The sequence below is a fragment of the Spiroplasma endosymbiont of Atherix ibis genome, assembly GCF_964020005.1.
Lineage (GTDB): Bacteria > Bacillota_I > Bacilli_A > Mycoplasmatales > Mycoplasmataceae > Spiroplasma_A.
The window spans coordinates 949402-970691 of sequence record NZ_OZ026474.1 but is presented as its reverse complement, the minus strand read 5'-3'; the positions used below and the strand labels follow the sequence as shown (position 1 = coordinate 970691).

The 21290-nt window shown below is 27.1% G+C and carries 33 protein-coding genes and 1 pseudogene; 32 read left to right on the top strand and 2 right to left on the bottom strand.

Going from position 1 to position 21290, the window contains the following annotated elements; translation table 4 throughout:
• Positions 1-31 precede the first annotated feature (31 nt).
• The 29 genes and pseudogenes from rplB (at position 32) to AACK92_RS05130 (ending at position 17534) form a co-directional block, all read left to right on the top strand.
• Positions 32-874: a 50S ribosomal protein L2 gene (gene rplB / locus AACK92_RS05270; RefSeq protein ID WP_339020749.1), complete on the top strand. Its 843-nt coding sequence runs from the start codon at positions 32-34 to the stop codon at positions 872-874.
• Between the two features lie 14 nt (positions 875-888).
• The gene (rpsS, locus tag AACK92_RS05265) at positions 889-1158 is read left to right on the top strand and encodes a 30S ribosomal protein S19 (protein WP_100917040.1); all 270 of its coding nucleotides are present in this window, start codon (positions 889-891) and stop codon (positions 1156-1158) included.
• Positions 1159-1184: 26 nt separating this feature from the next.
• Positions 1185-1520: a 50S ribosomal protein L22 gene (rplV, locus tag AACK92_RS05260; RefSeq protein ID WP_339020747.1), complete on the top strand. Its 336-nt coding sequence runs from the start codon at positions 1185-1187 to the stop codon at positions 1518-1520.
• 17 nt (positions 1521-1537) lie between these two features.
• A complete protein-coding gene (rpsC, locus tag AACK92_RS05255) occupies positions 1538-2248 on the top strand; it encodes a 30S ribosomal protein S3 (RefSeq protein ID WP_339020745.1) in 711 nt (236 codons plus the stop codon).
• A gap of 2 nt (positions 2249-2250) precedes the next feature.
• Complete coding sequence (rplP, locus tag AACK92_RS05250; RefSeq protein WP_339020743.1) at positions 2251-2664, top strand: 50S ribosomal protein L16; 414 nt, start codon at positions 2251-2253, stop codon at positions 2662-2664.
• A pseudogene (gene rpmC / locus AACK92_RS05840) lies at positions 2664-3086 on the top strand (50S ribosomal protein L29); the annotation flags it as partial. The gene rplP and the pseudogene rpmC, both read left to right, overlap by 1 nt.
• A gap of 335 nt (positions 3087-3421) precedes the next feature.
• A complete protein-coding gene (rpsQ, locus tag AACK92_RS05240) occupies positions 3422-3679 on the top strand; it encodes a 30S ribosomal protein S17 (protein ID WP_339020739.1) in 258 nt (85 codons plus the stop codon).
• Positions 3680-3696: 17 nt separating this feature from the next.
• Entirely contained in the window at positions 3697-4065 is a 369-nt protein-coding gene (gene rplN, locus AACK92_RS05235; RefSeq protein ID WP_339020738.1) for a 50S ribosomal protein L14, read from the top strand.
• A 13-nt stretch (positions 4066-4078) separates the two neighbouring features.
• Entirely contained in the window at positions 4079-4396 is a 318-nt protein-coding gene (rplX, locus tag AACK92_RS05230; RefSeq protein WP_339020737.1) for a 50S ribosomal protein L24, read from the top strand.
• Positions 4397-4414: 18 nt separating this feature from the next.
• Complete coding sequence (gene rplE / locus AACK92_RS05225; RefSeq protein WP_339020735.1) at positions 4415-4972, top strand: 50S ribosomal protein L5; 558 nt, start codon at positions 4415-4417, stop codon at positions 4970-4972.
• Between the two features lie 19 nt (positions 4973-4991).
• Positions 4992-5177 (top strand): type Z 30S ribosomal protein S14, encoded by a 186-nt coding sequence (locus AACK92_RS05220; protein ID WP_020834740.1) that lies wholly within the window; start codon positions 4992-4994, stop codon positions 5175-5177.
• An 18-nt stretch (positions 5178-5195) separates the two neighbouring features.
• Positions 5196-5585 carry a 30S ribosomal protein S8 gene (gene rpsH / locus AACK92_RS05215; RefSeq protein ID WP_339020732.1) on the top strand — a complete coding sequence of 130 codons (390 nt, stop codon included), beginning with the start codon at positions 5196-5198 and terminating at the stop codon, positions 5583-5585.
• 17 nt (positions 5586-5602) lie between these two features.
• Positions 5603-6145 (top strand): 50S ribosomal protein L6, encoded by a 543-nt coding sequence (gene rplF, locus AACK92_RS05210; RefSeq protein ID WP_339020730.1) that lies wholly within the window; start codon positions 5603-5605, stop codon positions 6143-6145.
• A 23-nt stretch (positions 6146-6168) separates the two neighbouring features.
• Entirely contained in the window at positions 6169-6519 is a 351-nt protein-coding gene (gene rplR, locus AACK92_RS05205; RefSeq protein WP_339020728.1) for a 50S ribosomal protein L18, read from the top strand.
• 17 nt (positions 6520-6536) lie between these two features.
• Positions 6537-7181 (top strand): 30S ribosomal protein S5, encoded by a 645-nt coding sequence (gene rpsE, locus AACK92_RS05200; RefSeq protein WP_339020726.1) that lies wholly within the window; start codon positions 6537-6539, stop codon positions 7179-7181.
• A gap of 17 nt (positions 7182-7198) precedes the next feature.
• The gene (gene rplO, locus AACK92_RS05195; RefSeq protein ID WP_339020724.1) at positions 7199-7636 is read left to right on the top strand and encodes a 50S ribosomal protein L15; all 438 of its coding nucleotides are present in this window, start codon (positions 7199-7201) and stop codon (positions 7634-7636) included.
• Between the two features lies 1 nt (position 7637).
• A complete protein-coding gene (gene secY / locus AACK92_RS05190; protein ID WP_339020722.1) occupies positions 7638-9068 on the top strand; it encodes a preprotein translocase subunit SecY in 1431 nt (476 codons plus the stop codon).
• Between the two features lie 19 nt (positions 9069-9087).
• Positions 9088-9723: an adenylate kinase gene (locus tag AACK92_RS05185; RefSeq protein WP_339020720.1), complete on the top strand. Its 636-nt coding sequence runs from the start codon at positions 9088-9090 to the stop codon at positions 9721-9723.
• Positions 9724-9728: 5 nt separating this feature from the next.
• Positions 9729-10499, top strand: coding sequence for a type I methionyl aminopeptidase (map, locus tag AACK92_RS05180; protein WP_339020718.1), 771 nt, complete (start codon positions 9729-9731; stop codon positions 10497-10499).
• A 2-nt stretch (positions 10500-10501) separates the two neighbouring features.
• Positions 10502-10729 carry a translation initiation factor IF-1 gene (gene infA, locus AACK92_RS05175; RefSeq protein ID WP_053946570.1) on the top strand — a complete coding sequence of 76 codons (228 nt, stop codon included), beginning with the start codon at positions 10502-10504 and terminating at the stop codon, positions 10727-10729.
• 57 nt (positions 10730-10786) lie between these two features.
• Positions 10787-10900, top strand: coding sequence for a 50S ribosomal protein L36 (gene rpmJ, locus AACK92_RS05170; RefSeq protein WP_020834730.1), 114 nt, complete (start codon positions 10787-10789; stop codon positions 10898-10900).
• Between the two features lie 62 nt (positions 10901-10962).
• Entirely contained in the window at positions 10963-11328 is a 366-nt protein-coding gene (gene rpsM / locus AACK92_RS05165) for a 30S ribosomal protein S13 (protein WP_100917025.1), read from the top strand.
• A 17-nt stretch (positions 11329-11345) separates the two neighbouring features.
• Entirely contained in the window at positions 11346-11738 is a 393-nt protein-coding gene (rpsK, locus tag AACK92_RS05160; RefSeq protein ID WP_339020714.1) for a 30S ribosomal protein S11, read from the top strand.
• An 8-nt stretch (positions 11739-11746) separates the two neighbouring features.
• Positions 11747-12700 carry a DNA-directed RNA polymerase subunit alpha gene (locus AACK92_RS05155; RefSeq protein WP_339020713.1) on the top strand — a complete coding sequence of 318 codons (954 nt, stop codon included), beginning with the start codon at positions 11747-11749 and terminating at the stop codon, positions 12698-12700.
• Between the two features lie 16 nt (positions 12701-12716).
• On the top strand, positions 12717-13076 hold the full coding sequence (rplQ, locus tag AACK92_RS05150; protein ID WP_339020712.1) for a 50S ribosomal protein L17: 360 nt from the start codon (positions 12717-12719) through the stop codon (positions 13074-13076).
• Between the two features lie 131 nt (positions 13077-13207).
• Entirely contained in the window at positions 13208-13912 is a 705-nt protein-coding gene (locus tag AACK92_RS05145; RefSeq protein ID WP_339020710.1) for a pyrroline-5-carboxylate reductase family protein, read from the top strand.
• A gap of 293 nt (positions 13913-14205) precedes the next feature.
• Positions 14206-15405: an energy-coupling factor transporter ATPase gene (locus AACK92_RS05140; RefSeq protein ID WP_339020709.1), complete on the top strand. Its 1200-nt coding sequence runs from the start codon at positions 14206-14208 to the stop codon at positions 15403-15405.
• A 311-nt stretch (positions 15406-15716) separates the two neighbouring features.
• Complete coding sequence (locus AACK92_RS05135) at positions 15717-16610, top strand: energy-coupling factor transporter ATPase (protein ID WP_422397891.1); 894 nt, start codon at positions 15717-15719, stop codon at positions 16608-16610.
• A gap of 18 nt (positions 16611-16628) precedes the next feature.
• Positions 16629-17534, top strand: a complete 906-nt coding sequence (locus AACK92_RS05130) for an energy-coupling factor transporter transmembrane component T (protein ID WP_339020705.1) — start codon at positions 16629-16631, stop codon at positions 17532-17534.
• A 60-nt stretch (positions 17535-17594) separates the two neighbouring features.
• Here AACK92_RS05130 and AACK92_RS05125 read toward each other — a convergent pair whose 3' ends face one another.
• Positions 17595-17780 carry a hypothetical protein gene (locus tag AACK92_RS05125; protein WP_339020704.1) on the bottom strand — a complete coding sequence of 62 codons (186 nt, stop codon included), beginning with the start codon at positions 17778-17780 and terminating at the stop codon, positions 17595-17597.
• Positions 17781-17943: 163 nt separating this feature from the next.
• Here AACK92_RS05125 and AACK92_RS05120 point away from each other — a divergent pair, with 163 nt between their 5' ends.
• A complete protein-coding gene (locus AACK92_RS05120; protein ID WP_339020703.1) occupies positions 17944-18276 on the top strand; it encodes a hypothetical protein in 333 nt (110 codons plus the stop codon).
• 239 nt (positions 18277-18515) lie between these two features.
• Here the strand turns inward: AACK92_RS05120 and AACK92_RS05115 are convergent, their stop codons facing one another.
• Entirely contained in the window at positions 18516-18758 is a 243-nt protein-coding gene (locus AACK92_RS05115) for a hypothetical protein (protein WP_339020702.1), read from the bottom strand.
• A 1064-nt stretch (positions 18759-19822) separates the two neighbouring features.
• Between AACK92_RS05115 and AACK92_RS05110 the strand changes: the two genes are divergently transcribed.
• Together AACK92_RS05110 and AACK92_RS05105 are read left to right on the top strand one after the other, a co-directional pair.
• The gene (locus AACK92_RS05110; protein WP_339020701.1) at positions 19823-20068 is read left to right on the top strand and encodes a hypothetical protein; all 246 of its coding nucleotides are present in this window, start codon (positions 19823-19825) and stop codon (positions 20066-20068) included.
• 1024 nt (positions 20069-21092) lie between these two features.
• Positions 21093-21290, top strand: coding sequence for a hypothetical protein (locus AACK92_RS05105; protein ID WP_339020699.1), 198 nt, complete (start codon positions 21093-21095; stop codon positions 21288-21290).

Below are 21290 nucleotides of genomic sequence, written 5' to 3'. Positions count from 1 at the left end.
AAGAGATTAGGCGAAAACAGGAGGATATATTATGCCAATCAAAAAATATAAGCCTACGACTAATGGTCGCAGAAACATGACTAGCTTAGATTATAGTATCCTTACAACTTCAAAGCCTGAAAATTCATTAGTTTCTAAACTTAATGAAAAGGCTGGAAGAAATAATCACGGTCAAATAACAACTCGCCATAAAGGTGGAGGACATAAAAGAAAATATCGTATCATTGATTTTAAACGTAATAAATTAGATATTGCTGGAAAAATTGCAACTATTGAATATGATCCAAACAGAAATTCATTTATTTGTTTAGTTAATTATATTGATGGTGAAAAAAGATACATCTTATTTGCAAAAGGAATGCATGTAGGTCAAGAAATTATTGCAGGTGAGCATGCAGATATAAAAATAGGTAATGTTGCACCATTAAAAAATATTCCTGAAGGAACATTAATTCATAATGTTGAATTAAGACCAGGAAAAGGTGGACAAATAGCACGTAGTGCTGGAAGTTCAGTACAAATTTTAGGTAAAGATGAAGATGGAAAATACATCACTTTACGTTTAGGTTCAGGAGAAGTTAGAAAAGTACTTGCTGAGTGTTATGCAACAATTGGTGAAGTAGGAAATGAAGAATATAACTTAGTAAACTGAGGAAAAGCTGGAAGAAACCGTTGAAGAGGAATTAGACCAACAGTTCGTGGATCAGTTATGAATCCAATTGATCACCCTCACGGAGGGGGAGAAGGTCGTGCTCCAATTGGGCGTAAAGCGCCATTAACACCATGAGGTAAAAAAGCTCTTGGAGTTAAAACACGTGATAAAAAGAAAGCTTCTACTAAATTAATAGTAAGAAGAAGAAATGACAACAAATAGGAGGAAATGAATAAATGTCTAGATCATTAAAAAAAGGACCTTTTGCTGATGATTACTTAATTAAAAAAGTAGAAGCATTAGGTGACAAAAAAGAAACAATTAAAACTTGATCACGTCGTTCAACAATATTTCCAAATTTTGTTGGTCACACATTTGGAGTTTACAACGGAAAAGAATTTATCCCAGTTTATGTTACAGAAGATATGGTAGGTCACAAATTAGGAGAATTTTCACCAACACGTAAGTTTGGTGGACATGGTGATGATAAGAAAAAGAAAAAATAATCATTAGGAAATAGGAGTTTCAAAATATGGAAGCAAAAGCAAAATTAACAATGATTAGAATATCACCAAGAAAAGTTAGACTAGTAGCTGACTCTATCAGAAGTAAAAAAATATCAGAAGCTATAGCAATTCTTCAAAATCAAGATAAAAGATCTTCAGAACCAGTATTAAAATTATTAAACTCAGCTGTAGCAAATGCTGTTAACAACAATGGTATGGAAGCTGATCAATTATTTATTAAAACAATCTTCGTTAATGAAGGACCGACATTAAAACGTTTTAGACCAAGAGCTCATGGTAGAGCATATGAAATTTTAAAAAGAACTAGTCACATTACAATAGTGGTTAGCGATGAAAGATAGAAGGGAATTATAGAGTTATGGGACAAAAAGTATCTCCAAATGTTTTACGTATAGGTATTATTAGAGGTTGAGAAAACCGTTGATATGCTGAAAAAGGTGAATATGTTAAGTGATTACATCAAGATATCAAAATTAGAAAAGCTGTTGAAAAACAATTAAAAAATGCAGCAGTTTCAAAAATTGAAATTGAAAGAACTAAAAAAGAAATCACTCTAATAATTCGTTCTGCTCGTCCAGCTATCGTTCTTGGACAAGAAGGTAAAAATGTTGAAAATATTGTTTTAACTGTTAGAAAAACAATTAAAGACAGAAAAGCTGATGTAAAAGTTAAAGTAATTGAAATTAAAAATCCAGATGTTGATGCAAAATTAGTTGCAACATTTATTGGAGAACAAATTACAAATCGTGCATCATTTAGAACTGTGCAAAAATTAGCAATTAGAAAAGCATTAAAAGCAGGAGCTAAAGGAATTAAAACTTCAGTTTCTGGAAGACTTGGAGGAGTTGAAATGGCTCGTACTGAAGGTTACTTAGAAGGTTCAGTACCATTATCAACTTTGAGAAGTGATATTGATTATGCCTTATATGAAGCAAGAACTACATATGGGCAAATTGGAGTTAAAGTTTGAATCAATCATGGTGAAATTTTAGGGAAAAACAATCAAAATAATTCAAAAGTAATTGAGGATAAAAAAATTCAACAAAAAACACTAAGGGAGGTTAAATAGTTATGTTAATGCCCAAAAGAGTTAAATTCCGTCGTCCTCATAGAGTGAGTTATGAAGGAAAAGCAAAAGGTGGAAAATTCATTGCATTTGGTGAATATGGATTAATGTCATTAGATGGTGCTTGAATTACTTCAAGACAAATTGAAGCAGCACGTATTGCTATGACACGTTATATGAAACGTTTTGGAAAAGTTTGAATTAGAATATTTCCCCATATGGCAAAAACTAAAAAGCCATTAGAAGTACGTATGGGTTCAGGAAAAGGATCTCCTGAAGAATGAGTAGCAGTAGTTAAAACTGGTCAATTTATGTTTGAAATTGGTGGAGTTTCAGAAGAAGTTGCTCGTGAAGCCTTACGTTTAGCAATACATAAATTACCAGTGCGTTGCAAAATTGTTAAGAGAGGTGATGAATAATGTCTAAATCAGTTGACTTCATGATGGAATTAAGAACAAAATCAATTGAAGATTTAATAAAATTAGGTGAAGATCGCCGTGCTGAATTATTCGCACTTAAATTTCAAGTAGCAGTAGGTAGTTTAGAACAAACTCATAGAATTGTTGCTCTTAAAAAAGACATTGCAAGAATTGAAATGTTATTAGGTGAAAGAAAAAGAGCGGGAGAAAATATTAATCAGACTATTAAAGCCAATTATTCAAAAGCAGTTGAAAATGCTGAAAAAGCTGGTAAAGAAGTTCGTAAAAAACATAAAGAAATGATTGAAAAACTTCAACAAGAGCAATTTGGCTCACAAAATAATGTTTCTGAAGATGCTATTATGGCAGCAATGGAAAATGCAGTAAATGAATCAGAAACTGCACCAAAAGTTGAGGTAAAAAAAGCTGAACCTAAAAAGGAAGTTGCACCAAAAGGAAAAAAAGTTGAAATAAAAGAACCTACTATTAAACCACTTAAAACTGGTGAAGCAGTACCAACAGGAAAAGGAAAAAAATCATTTGAAGGATTTGAAATGAAACCTATAAAAGTTGGTGTTGCTAAAGGTGAAAATATTGAAGGTATTAATTTAAAATTAGCAGGTAAACCAAAAGATGCAAAAACATATACTTTTGGATCAAATGCTCAAGAAGCAAAAAAACAAATTGAAGAAGCTAACATAAAAGCAACAGAAAAAAAATTACTTAAAAAAGCAACAGCAAAAGGAGCTAAATAACTATGGAAAGAAATTTAAGAAAAACTTACACAGGTAAAGTTGTTTCAGATAAAATGGACAAAACCATAACTGTTTTAGTTGAAACATATAAAAACCATCCTATTTACAAAAAAAGAGTTAAATATTCAAAAAAATATAAAGCTCATGATGAAAATTCACAAGCTCAAATGGGAGATAGAGTTGAAATTATGGAAACTCGTCCAATGAGTAAAACTAAAAAATTTAGACTTGTTAAAGTTATTGAGAAAGCAATTATTTAATTTAGAGGTATAGTAGAATGATACAAAATGAATCAAGATTAAAAATTGCAGATAATTCAGGAGCTAAAGAAATATTGGTTATTCGTAATTTAGGTGGAAGTGTTAGAAAATTTACAAATATAGGAGATATTGTTGTTGCAACTGTTAAATCAGCAGCACCTGGTGGAGCTGTTAAAAAAGGTCAAGTTATTAAAGCTGTTATTGTTAGAACTGTTAGAGGTTTAAGAAGAGCTGATGGAACATACATCAAATTTTCAGAAAATGCTGCAGTAATTATTAAAGATGATAAATCACCAAGAGGTACTCGTATCTTTGGTCCAATTGCACGTGAAGTAAAGGATGCTGGTTTTGCAAAAATTGCATCTCTAGCTCTAGAAGTGTTATAGAAGGAGAACTTTTATGAATAAATCAAAAATCTTAAGAGGAGATGTAGTAAAAGTAATCACCGGAACTCATAAAGGAAAAATTGGACCAGTAGTTAAATTATCAAAAGATAAAAAAAGAGTATATGTAGAAGGTATAGTTGAAATTAAGCATGCAAAACCTTCACAAACAGATCAAGAAGGTGGAATTAAAGAAATTCCTGCATCAATTGATGCTTCAAATGTTTCACTTGTTGATCCAAAAGTAAAAAATAGTGCTACAAAAGTTGGATATAAAATTGCAGATGGAAAAAAAGTTAGAATTGCTAAAAAATCTGGAATAGAAGTTAAATAGGAAAGGGGATAAGTTAATATGGCAACAAAAGCAAATGTTAATAGATTAGAAAAACAATATAAAGAAAAAATCACCCCAGAATTATTTAAAGAAAAGCAATACAAATCAATTATGCAAGTTCCAAAAATCACAAAAGTAGTTATAAATATAGGAATTGGAGATGCTGTACAAGATACTAAGAAATTAGATGATGCAGTTCTTGAATTACAACAAATCACAGGTCAAAAACCTCTTGTAACTAAAGCTAAAAAATCTTTAGCTGTGTTCAAATTGCGTGAAGGTATGCCAATTGGAGCAAAAGTTACTTTAAGAGGAAAAAGAATGTATGAATTTTTAGATAAATTAATATCAGTTGCGTTACCACGTGTACGTGACTTTAGAGGAGTACCTAAAACTAGTTTTGATAAACAAGGAAACTATACAATGGGTATTAAAGAACAAATTATCTTCCCAGAAATTGATTATGATAAAGTAAAAAAAGTTCGTGGGATGGACATAACAATAGTTACAACAGCAACTAACAAGGACGAATCATTTGCATTACTAAAAAAAATAGGAATGCCTTTCGTTAAATAATTGAGGAGAATAGGATAAAATGGCAAAAAAATCATTAAAAGTAAAACAAGCAAAAGTCCAAAAATTCAAAGTTAGAGAATACACACGTTGTGGAAATTGTGGTAGACCTCATTCAGTTTTAAGAAAATTTAATCTATGTCGTGTATGCTTTAGAGATTTAGCATACAAAGGACAAATCCCTGGTATTAAGAAAGCTTCATGATAGTGAAAGGAAAAGGAAATTATGACAACAGATGTAATCGCAGATATGCTTACTAGAATTAGAAATGCTAACCAACGTTATCACAAAGAAGTTCTAATACCAGGAAGCAAAGTAAAATTAGAAATAGCAAAAATTCTTAAAAAAGAAGGTTTTATTGAAGACTTCAAAGTTGCAGATGACTTTAAGAAAGACATTACTATAAGCTTAAAATATAAAGGGAAAATTAGAGTTATTAAAGGATTAAAAAGAATTTCAAAACCAGGATTAAGAGTTTATTCAAATTCTTACGACTTACCTCAAGTATTAAATGGGTTAGGTATTGCAATCGTTTCAACTTCAAATGGAATCATTACAGATAAAGAAGCTCGTCACCAAAATGTTGGTGGAGAGGTTCTGGCATTTGTTTGATAAAAAAGGAGAATTAATATATGTCACGTATAGGAAACAGAATATTAGCAATTCCTACTGGAGTAGAAGTTAAAGTTGAAACAAATAACGTTGTAACTATAAAAGGATCAAAAGGAGAACTAACTCAAACTTTTAGTCCTTTAATTGAAATTAAAGTTGAAGGTTCAGAACTAAAAACTTTAAGAGCAAATGAAAATAAACATACAAAACAATTGCATGGAACAACAAATTCTTTAATTGAAGGTATGTTAACAGGAGTTAGTCAAGGATTTATTAAAGAACTTGAAATTGTAGGGGTTGGTTATAGAGCTGCATTAGCAGGTAATAAAATCAACTTATCACTAGGTTTTTCACACCCAGTGGAATATGAAGTTCCAAAAGGAATAACAGTAGAAATCCCAAAACCAACAGAAATAAAAATATCAGGAATTGATAAGCAATTAGTTGGAGAAGTAGCGGCAAATATTAGAGCATATAGAAGACCTGAACCTTATAAAGGTAAAGGAGTTAAATACAAAAATGAAAAAATTATTAGAAAAGAAGGTAAAGCAGCTGGTAAATAGGCTGTTGCTAAGGAGAAGTAATTATGAAATACACTAAAGCAGAAGCAAGAAAAAGAAGACACTATAGAGTAAGAAATAAAGTGTCAGGAACTAGTGCTAAACCAAGATTAAATGTATTTAAATCAAACACATACTTCTATGCTCAAATTATTGATGATGTTAAAGGTGTTACTTTAGTATCATCATCTTCAATTAAACTGGGATTAAAAAGTGGATGTAATATCGATGCAGCAAAAGCTGTAGGCAAAGATATTGCTGAAAAAGCAAAAAGTAAAAAAATATCTAATGTAGTATTTGATAGAGGTGGATATTTATTCCATGGTAAAGTAAAAGCTTTTGCAGAATCTGCAAAAGAAAATGGTATGAAATTCTAAAAGGAGATTAAGGAAAAATGGCAGAAGAAACAAAAGTTGTTAAAACTGAAACTGTTCCAAAAGCAGATTCAAACAGTCAAAACAAAAAAGACACAAGACCAAATAGCAATAACAGACCTAATGGACAAAAAAGAGATCCAAAATTCAACAGAAATAGAGAAGACAACCCTTATGAAGAAAGAGTTGTTACAATTAACCGTGTTACAAAAGTTACAAAAGGTGGACGTAGATTCAGATTTGCAGCTGTTGTAGTAATTGGTGATAAAAAAGGTAGAGTTGGATTAGGAACAGGAAAAGCAAATGAAGTACCAGATGCTATTAAGAAAGCTATTAAAGAAGCAAGAAAATCTTTAATTAGAATTCCTTTAGCTGGTTCAACAGTTCCTCATGATGTAATGGGTCATTATGGAGCTGGTAAAGTTATGATTAAGCCTGCAAGAAAAGGTACAGGAGTTATTGCTGGAGGTCCAGTTCGTGCTGTTGTGGAATTAGCTGGAATTTCAGATATCTATACTAAATCATTAGGATCAAATACACCTATAAATATGATAAGAGCTACATTAGAAGGTTTACAACAAATGCAAACACCAGAACAAATTGCAAGATTACGTGGAGCTCAAGTTGAAGTTAAAAAAGAAACTAAAGAAGCTATAACAGCTTAAAAAGGAGTAATTATTTTATGAAATTACATGAATTAAAATCTACACCAGGAAGTAAAAAAGACGCAACTCGTGTTGGTCGTGGTATGGCTTCTGGTAAAGGTAAAACATCAACTAGAGGACACAAAGGTCAAAATTCACGTTCTGGTGGAGGGGTAAGACCTGGTTTTGAAGGGGGACAAACTCCTTTATTCAGAAGATTACCTAAAATTGGTTTTACAAGTTTAAATAGAAAAGAATTTGTATTAATTAATTTGGATAAATTAGAAACATTAGGTTTAAAAGATGTAAATCACAAAACATTAATGGATAAAAAAATTATAAAAAATGAAAAAACTTTAGTAAAAGTACTAGGAAATGGTAAAATTACTAAGTCAATAAATGTTAAAGTTAATAAAGTATCAAAAAGCGCTGAAGAGTTAATTAAAGCACTTGGTGGTACAGTAGAGGTGATTTAGAGTGGCTGCTAAAGTTAAAAAAACTAAAAAGGCTAAGTCAACTAAATATAAAAACGAATTCGCTAAAGGTAATTTCTTTATTAGAAACAAAGATCTTATAAAACGAATCGTTTTTACTTTAATAGTTTTAATTTTAATTAGAATGGGAACACTATTAACAGTTCCAGGTATTCAAGTATCACCAAATTTTAAACAACAAATTGGAAATCAAGATTTCTTTCAATTACTTTCTACTTTAGGGGGAGGATCAATTGGTCAATTTTCAATTCTAGCATTAGGAGTTTCTCCTTATATTACAGCATCTATTATAGTTCAATTGCTTTCAACAGATGTTATACCTGTTTTAACAAGATGAAGTAAGTCTGGAGAAAGAGGAAGAAGAAAATTAGATAGATTAACAAAACTATTGGCTATTCCTTTTGCTTTAATGCAATCAGTTGCAACAATTTTTACTCTTACAAGTCAAGGATTAATTGATGCAAAATGAGGAACAAATGCTCAGGGTACAGGTCCTGCTTGATTTTATTACATATTAATTCCAACAATAATGCTTGGTGGAACATTTTTAATGTTATGAATTTCAGATCAAATTACAATAAAAGGAATAGGTAATGGAGTTTCAATTATTATTTTTACAGGTATTGTTTCACAAATGCCTAATAACTTTACAAGTACATTTAAATTCTGAGTTGAAATTAAAGGAGAACCAACAATTCTATTTGATGGATTGCTTAAATTCTTAATTTATATTGTTTCATTCTTATTAGTTATATTTGTTGTTGTTTTAATGAATGAAGCTGAAAGAAAAATTCCTATCCAACAAACAGGTTCGGGATTAGTAGATACAAAAGATCATACCCCCTATTTACCACTTAAATTAAATAATGCGGGAGTTATTCCAGTTATTTTTGCATCAGCAATTATTTCTACTCCAATGACAGTAGCTCAAATTATTGGTGCTAGTAATCCAAGTAATGGATTTGTATTATTCACACAGAACTATCTATCATTTGGTACATGATGAGGAATTTCAATATATGGAGTATTAACAATTATATTTACTTTCTTATATTCTCAAGTTCAAATTAATCCAGAAAAAATAGCAGAAAACTTTAAAAAATCAGGAACATTTATTCCTGGAATTACACCAGGAAAAGAAACAGAGAAATTTTTAACTGGTGTAATTAACAGATTAAGTATAATGGGTTCTGTATTCCTGGCAGGTATTGCAGTTCTTCCATATATAATTACAAAAATTACTTTATTACCATCAAACTTGGCTATTGGAGGAACAGGATTAATTATTGTTATTTCTGTTTCAATTCAAACAGTTCAACAATTAAAAGGAAGATTAATTCAACAGTCATTCTTGGATAAAAAACAAGATAAGTTTAAAGAAGAAGAAACTTCATATGATTCACATATTTGATAATAAGGAGAAACAATAATTTATGAATATAATATTACTTGGAGCTCCAGGTAGTGGAAAAGGAACTCTTTCAGAGTTTCTTTGTGAGAAAGATAACTTTACACAATTATCTACTGGAGACTTATTTAGAGAAAATATTTCAAATAAAACAGATTTAGGATTAGAAGCTCAAAAATATATGAATGAGGGAAACTTAGTTCAAGATTCAGTTACCAATTCAATGGTTGAAAATTATTTAAAAACTAAATCATCTGAATTAATTTTTGATGGTTATCCAAGAACAGATGATCAAGCAAAATCATTAGATATTATGTTAAAAAATTTAAATAATCAAATTGATAAAGTTATTTATCTTGAAATTAATCAAGATGTTTTGCTAGAAAGATTAACTGGAAGAATGATTTGTAAAATTTGTAAAAGAAGTTATCATAAAATTAACAGAAAGCCATTAAAAGAAGGAATATGTGATTTTGATGGTGGACAACTAATTACAAGACCAGATGATCAAGAAGATAAAATTAAAATAAGACTAAAAGCATATCACAATCAAACAGCACCTTTAATAGAATTTTATAAAAATAAAATTATTAAAGTGAACGCTGATAATTGTTCTCCTGAAGAATTATATAATAGAGTTAAAATAGTACTTGGAAATTAAAATAAATGTCAGTTACAATTAAGAATGCTCAACAAATTGAGAAAATGAGATATGCAGGACAAGTTCTTGGAGAAGCTTTGCATGAATTAAAAAAAATTATTAAACCAGGAATAAATTGTTTAGATTTAGATAAATTTTTCATTGATTTTATTACAAGTAAAGGTTGTACAAGCAATTTTAAAGGATATGGAGGCTTTCCTGCTCATATTTGTATTTCAATTAATGAACAATTAATTCACGGTATTCCGAGAAATAGAGTATTACAAGATGGAGATATAGTATCAATTGATGCTGGTTGTGTTTATGATAAATATCATGCAGATTCAGCAATAACAGTAACTTGTGGTAACTCAAAAGATAAAAAGTATGATAAACTAATAGAGTTGACTGAAAAGTCACTATACTTGGCAATTGAGCAAGTAAGAGCCGGTGTGCGCATCGGAACCATTTCTTCAACTGTTCAAAATTTTATTGAAGAAAATGGTTATCATTTGCCAACAGATTATTCAGGACATGGTATAGGATTAGAAATGCATGAAAATCCTTTTATTCCGAATGTGGGAATAGTAAATACTGGAATGAGATTAGTTCCAGGAATGACTATCTGCATTGAACCAATGGTACAAATAGGAACAGATAAAACCGTTGTTGCTTATGATGATTGAACAGTATCATCAAAAGATGGTAGCATGACTACCCACTTTGAACATACTATTTTAGTAACTGAAGGAAACCCAGAGGTATTAACTTTATTTAAACCAAAGGAGGAAACATAATAATGGCAAAAGAAGATTATTTAGAAGTGGATGGTACTGTTTTAGAAGTACTACCAAATGCTACTTTTAAGGTGAAATTAGAAAATGAAATAGTTATAGACGCCCACGTGTCTGGTAAAATCCGAATGAATTACATTCGCATCTTACCAGGTGACAAAGTAACTGTTGCAATTTCACCATATGACCCTACACGTGGAAGAATTACATACCGTTTTAAAAATGGTAAATAGGTAATTTCAATTAAAATAAATATAAAATAAGTGCACAAAATCAGGAGGTTAGAAAAGATGAAAGTAAGATCATCTGTCAAAAAAATTTGCGACAAGTGTCGTGTAATTAGACGTAAAGGCCGTGTAATGATTATTTGTGAACAACCAAAACATAAACAACGTCAAGGTTAATTATTAAATAATTAATATTATTAAACAAAAAAATAGTTAATCTTTTAGAAAGGAAAATAATAATGGCTCGTATAAATGGGGTAGAAATACCTAATGAAAAAAGAGTAGTTATTGCTCTAACTTATATTTATGGTATTGGTTTATCAACTTCACAAAAAATCCTTGAGGCTACAAAAGTAAGCGAAGATACAAGAGTTAAAGATTTATCAGAAGATAATATCAAATCAATCTCTCAGGAAATCTCAAAAGTTAAAACAGAAGGAGATTTAAGAAGAGAAACAGCATTAAATATTAAACGTTTAATGGAAATTGGATGTTACAGAGGAATGAGACACAGAAAAGGACTTACAGTTCGTGGACAATCTACAAAGACTAACGCACGTACAAGAAAAGGTCCAAGAAAAACTGTAGCTAACAAGAAAAAATAGTTAGAGAGGTATAAACTATGGCAAATAATAGACAAAACAATAACAAGAAAAAAGTTAAAAAGAATATTGCTAAAGGTATAGCTCACGTTCACTCAACATTCAATAACACAATCGTAACAGTTTCAGATGAAAAAGGTAACGTAATATCTTGATCAAGTGCTGGAGCTATGGGTTTTAAAGGAAGTAAGAAATCAACACCTTACGCTGCTCAAATGATTGCAGAAGCTGCAGGAAAAGGAGCAATGGATAATGGAGTAAAAACTATCTCAGTTGAGGTAAAAGGTCCAGGTCCAGGAAGAGATGCTGCTGTAAGAAGTTTGCAAGGTATCGGGTTAGAAATAACAGCAATTAAAGATACAACACCAATTCCTCATAATGGAGTGCGTCCCCCAAAACGCCCAAGAGGTTAATAAAATTAATGAAACAGTTTTCAAGACCAGAATTTAATTTATTAAAAGAAGAAAAAAACAGAAATTATGGGGAATTTAAAGTAGAACCTCTAGAAAGAGGATTTGGAACTACAATTGGTAATGCAATTAGAAGAACATTGCTATCATCAACACCAGGAGCAGCAGTTTATGCAATTAAAATTGCAGGAGCAGCTCATGAATTTACATCAATCAATGGAATAGTTGAAAATGTAAGTAGAATTATATTAAATTTAAAAAAATTAGCTTTAAAAATTGATACAAAAATATTTGAAGATAATGAAGTTGTTGAATTAAAAATTAATTCAACAAGAGTAGGAGAAATTACTGCAGGAGATATTATTGTTCCTACAGGAGTGGAAATTATAAATCCAAAATTGCATATTTGTACAATAGCAGATGGTGGAGTTTTAGATTTAACTTTATTTGCAAAAAACTCAAGAGGTTATAGATCATTTAAAGAAAATAAAAAAGAAAAATTAGTTGTAGATGCAATTACAATTGATTCAAATTATTCTCCAATTATTAGAGTTTCTTATAATGTGAATGCAACAAAAATTGGTAAATCAGTAGATTTAGAAAAACTAATTTTAGAAGTTGAAACTGATGGAACAGTTACAGCAAGTGATGCAGTAGCAACAGCTGCAAAAATTTTAGTAGAACATTTACAATTCTTTGTTAACTTAAATGATGAAATTAATGATTTAAATATTATTGGTGCAACAAATGAAGAAGATGAAAAAGAATTAGATCGTTTAATTGAAGATCTAGACTTTACACAAAGAAGTTTAAACTGTTTAAAAAGAGCAAATATTAATTCATTACGTGATTTAGTTTCACGTACAGAAGATGATATTCAAGAAATTAGAAACTTGGGTAGAAAATCATTAAAAGAAATAAAAGATAAAGTGGTTCAATTAGGACTAACTTTTAAACAAGATTAGAAAGAGGTGTAGTTATATGTCATACATTCAAAAAAGAGGTAAAAATACTGCTTGAAGAGTTGCATTAATGAGAAACTTAACTACTGAGCTAATTATTTTAGAAAGATTAGAAATTACTGAAACAAGAGCTAAAGAATTAAGACAACATTTTGACAAAATGGTTACACTTGGTAAAAGAGGCGATTTGCATGCACGTAGACAAGCAGCAGCTTGATTAAGATATGTTGATGCTTCTGAAAAAGAAACTGCATTACAAAAATTGTTTACAACAATCGCAAAAAGATTTAAAACAAGAGAAGGTGGTTATACAAGAATTCTTAAATTGGATAACCGTCGTGGTGATAATGCACCAATGTGTATCATAGAGTTAGTTTAATTAAAAACTCTTAATGTAATAAAAAAACACCTTTTGGTGTTTTTTTATTACATTATTTAAGTCATTTTTTATTAATAAAAAAGCTAAAAATAATCTATTTAATAAGGTTTATAATATTTTAGAGGTATTTTATGAAAAATATTTTATTTATAGGATTAGGATATATGGGTTCTTCTCTAGTTAAATGAATTATTGCAAATAAAAATTTTAAAGTCAAACTTTATGGACATGATGCTTTTAAAGAATTACAAGATAAAATTGTTAATTCTTTAGATAATTTAACAGCAATGGATTCACTTGAAGAAATTGAATCAGAAAAAATTGATTTTATTATAATTGGAACAAGACCAAATGCTATTGATGAATTATGTTTGCAATTAAATAAGTTAAATTTAAAAGGAAAAACTATAGTATCTATGGCAAATGCTATTAATATAGAACAATTAGAATTTAATTTTAAAAATCAAAGTGATTTAACAATTATAAGAATGATGCTAAATATGAATGCATCATTAAGACAATCAGTTACAGCTATTGCTCACAAAAACGCAAAAAAAGAGAAACTTAATTTTGTAGTTAAATTGTTTCAAAATTGTGGAATAGTTGAAATTAACTTTGGTACTTTTATTGCAATTTCAGGGTGTTTACCATCTTATGTAATTTCATTTTTTAAATCAATTACAGATTATGCCATTGAAAAGGGATTTAAAAAAGAACAAGCTTTTAGAATTGTAGAGACCGCTATAATAGGAAGCATTAAAAATTGTAGTAATTCTGAAGTTGATCTAAGAACAATGATTAATCAAATCTGTGTACCAAATGGTTCAACTATTTAAGGTTAAAAGATTTTAGATAATGAAGGATTTGAAGATATGGTAAAAAAATGTCTTGATGCTGCAGCTAAAAAAGCAACTTCAAAAAAATAAAAAAAGTATATAATAGTAAAAACAAAAAAGATAAATAAAAATTGGCTTTATATATATAGTATCTTTTGCTTTGTATTCTAATTTACTTAGAAAATAGCTAAATAATAGCTATTTTTATTAAACTTATTTATATTTTTTATAATTAATAACTATTTTTAAATATTTATATTTGATATAATGATTAATGTATGAGAGGTAATACTATGTCAACAAATTTAAATGCAACAGAAAAATTAAATAATTTTAGACTTAAATTAAATGAATATAATGATAAATTAGTTCGTGCAAGTCAAAAAATGATTATCGCAAGAAGTAAATTTTCTAAGCGCGAAGTAGATAATGATTTTGTAAAAAATGCAGAAAATGAATACAAAGCAATTAAAAAAGAGTATAAAGAAATATCTGATAATAGTTTCTTTTTAGAAAATGTAAAACAATCAAAAGCAAAATTAAAAACTGTGAATAGAAATTCAAAAGAATATTGAAAACTATTTGAAGATTATAAACTTGCTGTCTTTATATATAAAGAGTCAAAAGTTGCAATTAAAGATAGAGGACATGGTGGACAACTTGCTCAATTATCAGATATTGCTCTTAAATTAAATAATATAAAATTTAGATATAGAGAAGGACATCCATTTGCTGTAAATGGTGTAAGTGTTGAAATTAAACACGGTGATTATGTAGCAATTATTGGTCATAATGGTAGTGGTAAATCAACTTTATTAAAAATAATAATTGGAGTTTTACAACCAACAAATGGATCAATAGAAATTTATGGTAATAAAGTTACAAGAAGTAATATAAATATGATTCGTAAATTTTTAGGAATAGTTTTTCAAAATCCTGATAATCAATTTATTGGTTCTACAGTTAGAGATGATATAGCGTTTGGTTTAGAAAATAGAAGAATTGAACCATCAAAAATGTCAAATATTATAATGAGTGCTGCTAAAAAAGTTAGAATGCAAGACTTTCTCGATCATGAACCTTTAATGTTAAGCGGTGGACAAAAACAAAGAGTTGCCATTGCATCTGCTTTAGCATTATCTCCAAATATATTAATTTTTGATGAAGCAACAAGTATGCTTGATCCAAAAGGAAAAAGTGAAGTTAAAGAAATTATGGTTGAATTAAAAAATACTAGAGAAAAAACAATTTTTTCAATAACTCATGATATGGATGAAATTTTAAATGCAGATAAAGTTATGGTTATGAATAAAGGGGAATTAGTAAAATTTGGATCACCAAAAGAAATATTAAATGAAAAAGATTTTTTAAGATCAATTCATTTGGATATTCCTTTTGTTGCTCAAATTGAAGAGGCACTTCAAAATGAGGGAATTAAAGTTTCAGGAAGTGCAAACTTAGAAGAGTTGGTGAAAAATATATGTCAAAAATAAGAAAAATGTCACCAGAGAAAAAAGCAAAGATAATAGCTGATAAAAAAGAGGCTAAATCTGAGTATAAACATCATACTAAAGAACTTTCTATAAAACAAAAAAAAGATGCTAAGAAAAGAAAAGAGAAACATAAAGAAATCTCTATATTAATTAAAAATGATCAAATAAACCAAAAACAATATCAAAAAGAAATTAAAGAATATATAAAAAAAGATAAAGAATTAATGCCTGAAAGAGTAAATGAAGTTAAAAAATGGTATGAAAGTATTCCTCAAAAAAATTCAGCTACAAAAAAAGAGTTTAAAAGAAAAATGAATATAGTAACTGAACCTAAATGATATTTTAATGGAGAAATTAAATTTGATTCTATTTCATATACATATAGTAAAAATTCTCCTTTTGAATTTAGAGCATTAAATGGTACTGATTTAACAATAAAAGAAGGAAAAATTACAGCAGTAATTGGTATGACAGGTAGTGGTAAATCAACTTTAATTCAATTAACAAATGGTTTATTAGTAACAGAAACAGGAAGAACAATTATTGGTAATTTTCAAATACCTGCTTCAACTAAAAAAATTAAACAAGTAAAAGAATTAAGAAGAGAAGTTGGATTGGTATTTCAATTTCCTGAATATCAATTGTTTCAAGATACAATTGAAAAAGATATATCATTTGGTCCTATTAATTTAGGAGCAAATAAAAAAGAGAGTTTTGAAAAAGTTCCTGAATTATTAAGAATGGTACATTTACCAGAAGATTATGCAAAAAGAAGTCCATTTGATCTAAGTGGTGGACAAAAGCGTCGTGTTGCAATAGCAGGAATTATTGCAATGAATGGAAATACATTAGTTTTAGATGAACCAACTGGAGGTTTAGATCCACAAGGTGAAGAAGATTTTATGAATTTATTTTATAAATTAAATAAAGAAAATGGAAAAAGAATTATTATTGTAACTCATAATATGGATCATGTATTACAAATAGCAGATGAAGTTATTGTAATGCATAAAGGAAAAGTTATTTCTAAGGGAACACCTTTTGAAATTTTCTCAAACTCAGAATTACTGAAAAAAATTGAGATTGAACCACCTAAATTATATAAACTTGCACATAAATTAAAAAATGCAGGTTTAGATGTTACAAATGTTGAATTTAGAACAGTAGAAGAACTTGCAAAAGCAATTAAATCTAAAAGAAAATAGAAAAGGAGAAAATTAATAATGAGAATGGTATTTGGTAGATATATGTCCTATAATTCAATGATTCATAAAATGGACCCTAGATTAAAATTATTTATGATCATTGCTTTAATTGTTGTTGTATTTTTTCCTATAGGATATACAGGATTTGTTTTAGTTGCAACATTTATTTTCCTAATGTATGCTGTAAGTAAATTAAGTTTTAAAATGTTGTTTAAACTATTTTTTCCTATAACATTTATTTTTGTAGTTCTTATACTTATAAATATATTTATGTTAAGGCCAGAAAATTTTTCAAGTCTTGCTAATGGAGGATATGATACAGGTGTAAATAGTTTTGGATATATTTATAAATGAAAAGCATTTTGTTTTTCAGAAAAAGCACTATATTCTGCTTTATATATGACAATTAGAATCTTTTTAATGATCACATTAACTACAATATTAACTGGAACAACACAACCTTTAGAATTAACTTTAGCTATTGAAGATTTATTATGACCTTTAAAATTAATTGGAATACCTGTTTATATTTTTTCAACAATTATCTCAATTGCTTTAAGAATGATTCCTACTTTAATTGATGAGGCAGGTAGAATTATGAAAGCTCAGTCTTCAAGAGGTATTGACTTTAAAAATGGTAAGTTAGTTGATAAAGCTAAATCAATGACTTCTTTAATAATACCTTTACTAGTTTCTGCTTTTCAAAAAGCTGAAGACTTAGCTTATGCAATGGATTCAAGAGGATATGATCCACATGCAAAAAGAACAAGATATAGACAAGTTAAATTTAGAATTTTAGATTTATTTATTTTTCTAATAGGAATGGGTGTATTTTCAGCTTTAATTTGTTATATAAATATTCCTTCACTTGTAAATGTATTGCAAATTCCTAGAATAGATAAAATTCTATTTTCTTATAATTAATTAATATGTATTATTATTTATTTACAATTCAATATGATGGAACTGATTTTTGTGGATGAGCTAAACAAAAAACCAACTAACTATTCAAGGAGAATTAGAGTCTTCAATTTCAAGAGTTGCAAGAAACTCTATATTTAGAATAGTTGGAGCTTCAAAAACTGATTCAGGAGTTCATGCAGAAGATCAAAAAGCATGAGTAGAATTAAATTTTAAACCTAATATAGTAGGTTTTTTAAAAGGACTCAATAAAAGTCTTCCATTAGGAATTAAAATTTTAAATGTAAAGGAAATAACAAAATATTTTAGAGTTAGAAATTGTAGAGAAAAAACTTATGAATATAAAATTAATTTAGGTATTAATAATGTTTTTAAAAATAGATATTATTTTTCACCGAATAAAAAATTAAATTTGTTTAAATTAAAAGAAGCTTTAAATATATTTATAGGAACTCATGATTTTTATAATTTTTCTGGACTAAAAATTGAAGAAAAGCAGTTAATTGAAACAAAAAGAACTATTAATTCAATTGAAACAAATTTAGAGAAAAATATTTTTACAATAACTTTTAAAGCCAAAGGTTTTATAAGATATCAAATAAGAATGATTGTTGGAGCAAGTATTGCTTATAGTTTAGATAAGACTAATGTACAAAAAATAGACAATGTTTTAAATGGGAAAGAAGAAAAAATGCCTTTTATAGCAAATCCAGAAGGACTTATTTTAAAAAAAATAGATTATTAATTATTTTTTAGTGTAATATATATTTAAGTCAGTTAAGAGAACTTAAATATACCAAAAAACAAGAAGTAAATAATTTTTATTAGTTTATCTTTTTTGCATAAGTTTTAATAGAACAAGAAGGAAAAGGTATATAATAAATTTTGTTTACATTTAACTGACTAAAAAAAATGTGCTAGGCACATTTTTTTATTTATTATTAATATTATTATAATATTTCTCATAACCTGTTTTTTCTTTATCTATTTTTGAACATTTAATTCTTTCTGGTTTTGATTTTCTTCAGGTATTAATATCAAAATTCCTGAAACTATTCCAAAAGGCATAAATAAAATTTGGCAAACTCCTAAAGCAATATGTTCTTTATTATCATCTATACTATTTTTAGTCATAATTGTCATTGGTATCATTCATGTTAAAGGTATTAAAAAAATTCCACAAAGGACTGTTCCGATAATAAAAAGTATATATGCTGTTTCTCTCATTATAAAATTCCTCCATAAATAATATTATCATAATAAATGATACAAGTAATTTTAAAATCTATGTTGTATTTTAATTAAAATAAATAGAACACTACTGTAGCTAGGATTTTTTTGTTTAAATTAATATTTTACTTTACTAGCAGTTGCTAGTTTTTTATTATTATATTTTAAAAATAGAAATGAATTAAAATATAAATATTTATAACATGAAATCAATATTTTCAGGTGATTTTCATATAAATGATAATTAAAAAGATTATTACTGGTGTTTTAGTGAATACTCATAATTTACTAATTTATGATATTTATATTATTCATAAAAAAATATTAAGAGAAAAAGTTTAAACTATTGATGATTAAGATATAAATAAGATTAAAAAATATCAAATAAATATTTATCAAAATGTAAAAAATTTTTATTTTAAAAACAATTAAAAAAATATAAATTAAGTTTAAATGAACAAAAAATAGCAGAAAACGAAAAATAATTTTGTAAAAATAACAAACATAGACACTTTAATATTAAAAAAATAATATAGTAAATAATTTAGCGGATAAAAACTAAAAAATTAAATTTAGCAAATCAAGATGATTTAGAAAAATTAAAAAAAATAGTACAAACTTATCTAATAAACAAATAAATGATTTTATGAGTAGTATAAATGAAATTTTAAATAAATTAGGAAAAGAGTTTGACAAATAGGTATTTAAATAGCTAAAATTTTTTTAATAAAAGTAAATATATGCTATTATTTTTTTAGAGGTATTTATCTTTTGATAATAACTTCATTTTTTATGCCCATAACGGCAAGCCCTCCCTGAAAAAAGGGAGATTTTATTTAATAGAGGTTTTTTAAATGAGTATAAAAATAAAAAAATATGATGTAATTATTATGCACAAAATTAATTCAAATAAAATTTTAAAAAAATTAGAAAAAAATTTATAAGTTAATATATCTAGTAATAAAAATGAAAATGGCAGTTTTAATTGTAGTTTTTTAAAATCAAGACCCGCAATAGTTCTTTCTAATCTTTTAGAAGACAAAAATGGTGGTTATATATTATTGGTTGTGCCTTTAACAACTAAAACAGAAAGTAAAGTCATATCAAAATCATTTAGATCTGAATTTAATGTATTAGGTAAAAAATCATATATTATGTGAGATGCTGTTCAAAAAATAAATAATACAGAGGTGAAATGTTTATATTCAAAAAATGGTAAAATTTTAAACTTATCAGGAGCTGCAAAAGAATATATTAGAAAAGAATCTATAAAAAAGATATTTAATTGAGTTAATAGCGATAAGTAATTTTATTTATAAAATAAATAGAGCTCTAGAGCTGCTAGAACTCTATTTTTGTTTAAATTAATAATTTATTTTTCTCAGTTTAGCTGTTAGTTTTTTGTTTATCATTATTAAATTTTTCTCAGAGAAAATAGAAAGAAAAAATATGAAGATTTATTTTTAAGACTTTAAACTTTAATTAACTAATTCATTCAATAATAAAAGAAATAAGAAATAATAGTAAAAAATCTAGAGATAATTATTATAAGTCTGGTAATTATTTAAATTATATATAGATGATGCATGAGAGCAATTTTCTAGTAATGTAAATTCATTATGAAAGGCTGCAAAACAAATTTATATATAAATAAAAATTAAGGTAAATCTAATTGACAGAATTGAATTATTTTCTAATTAATTAAAGCAAAGATTAAAGTTAAATTTTAGAAGTTTTAAAAATATTTCATTTAATAAATTATTTGTTGATTTAAATTTATAAGTGAATTATATCAAAAAAGTTAGATGGTATTACTTTAGATTTTATTAAAAGTTATGTTAACTTAAAAAAAGAATATAAGATTTTTGTTAAACAAAATAATAAAAAAGCAGAAGAGTTTTGTCAAATTTATTCTAGCTATTAATTTTTTAAAATTTATTAAATTACAAATTTGATTTTCAAGTTCTTTTTGTATTAGTAATTATGCTATCACAGAAATTATGAATACTATCACTTTTTTATAAAATCCTTTAATAAAGAGATTTTTATCAAAAAGTGATAGTATTTTTTATCTTTTTACTAAAATCTTTTTTTTAATAAAAAAACAAATTTATTTAATTTTTTTAAAATTATCTATGTTAATATTTTTGTGAAATAAAAAAAGTTAAGAATAGTTTTTAAATATTTACTTGAATATGATTTAAATTTGTTTAATTCAAATTAGTTAATGTGGCTATTACCCCCCCTTAATATTTCCCACAACCGTTTTATCACAAAATTTGTATTTAAAATTAAGAAATTGTATAATTTAAAAAAATGGAGATGAAAAAAATGTTAAGAATTAAAGCAATTAGCAAAAAAATTATGCCAAGTGTTTTTATTTTCTCTTTAATTTTGCATTTTTATTTATCTGCTATTTCTGAAGAAAAAATATTTATGAATAGTAAAATTAACTTTATTTTTAGTTATTTTAATGTTTCTATAAATATATTATTTATGTTTATTTTACTTTTAGTAATAAACATATAG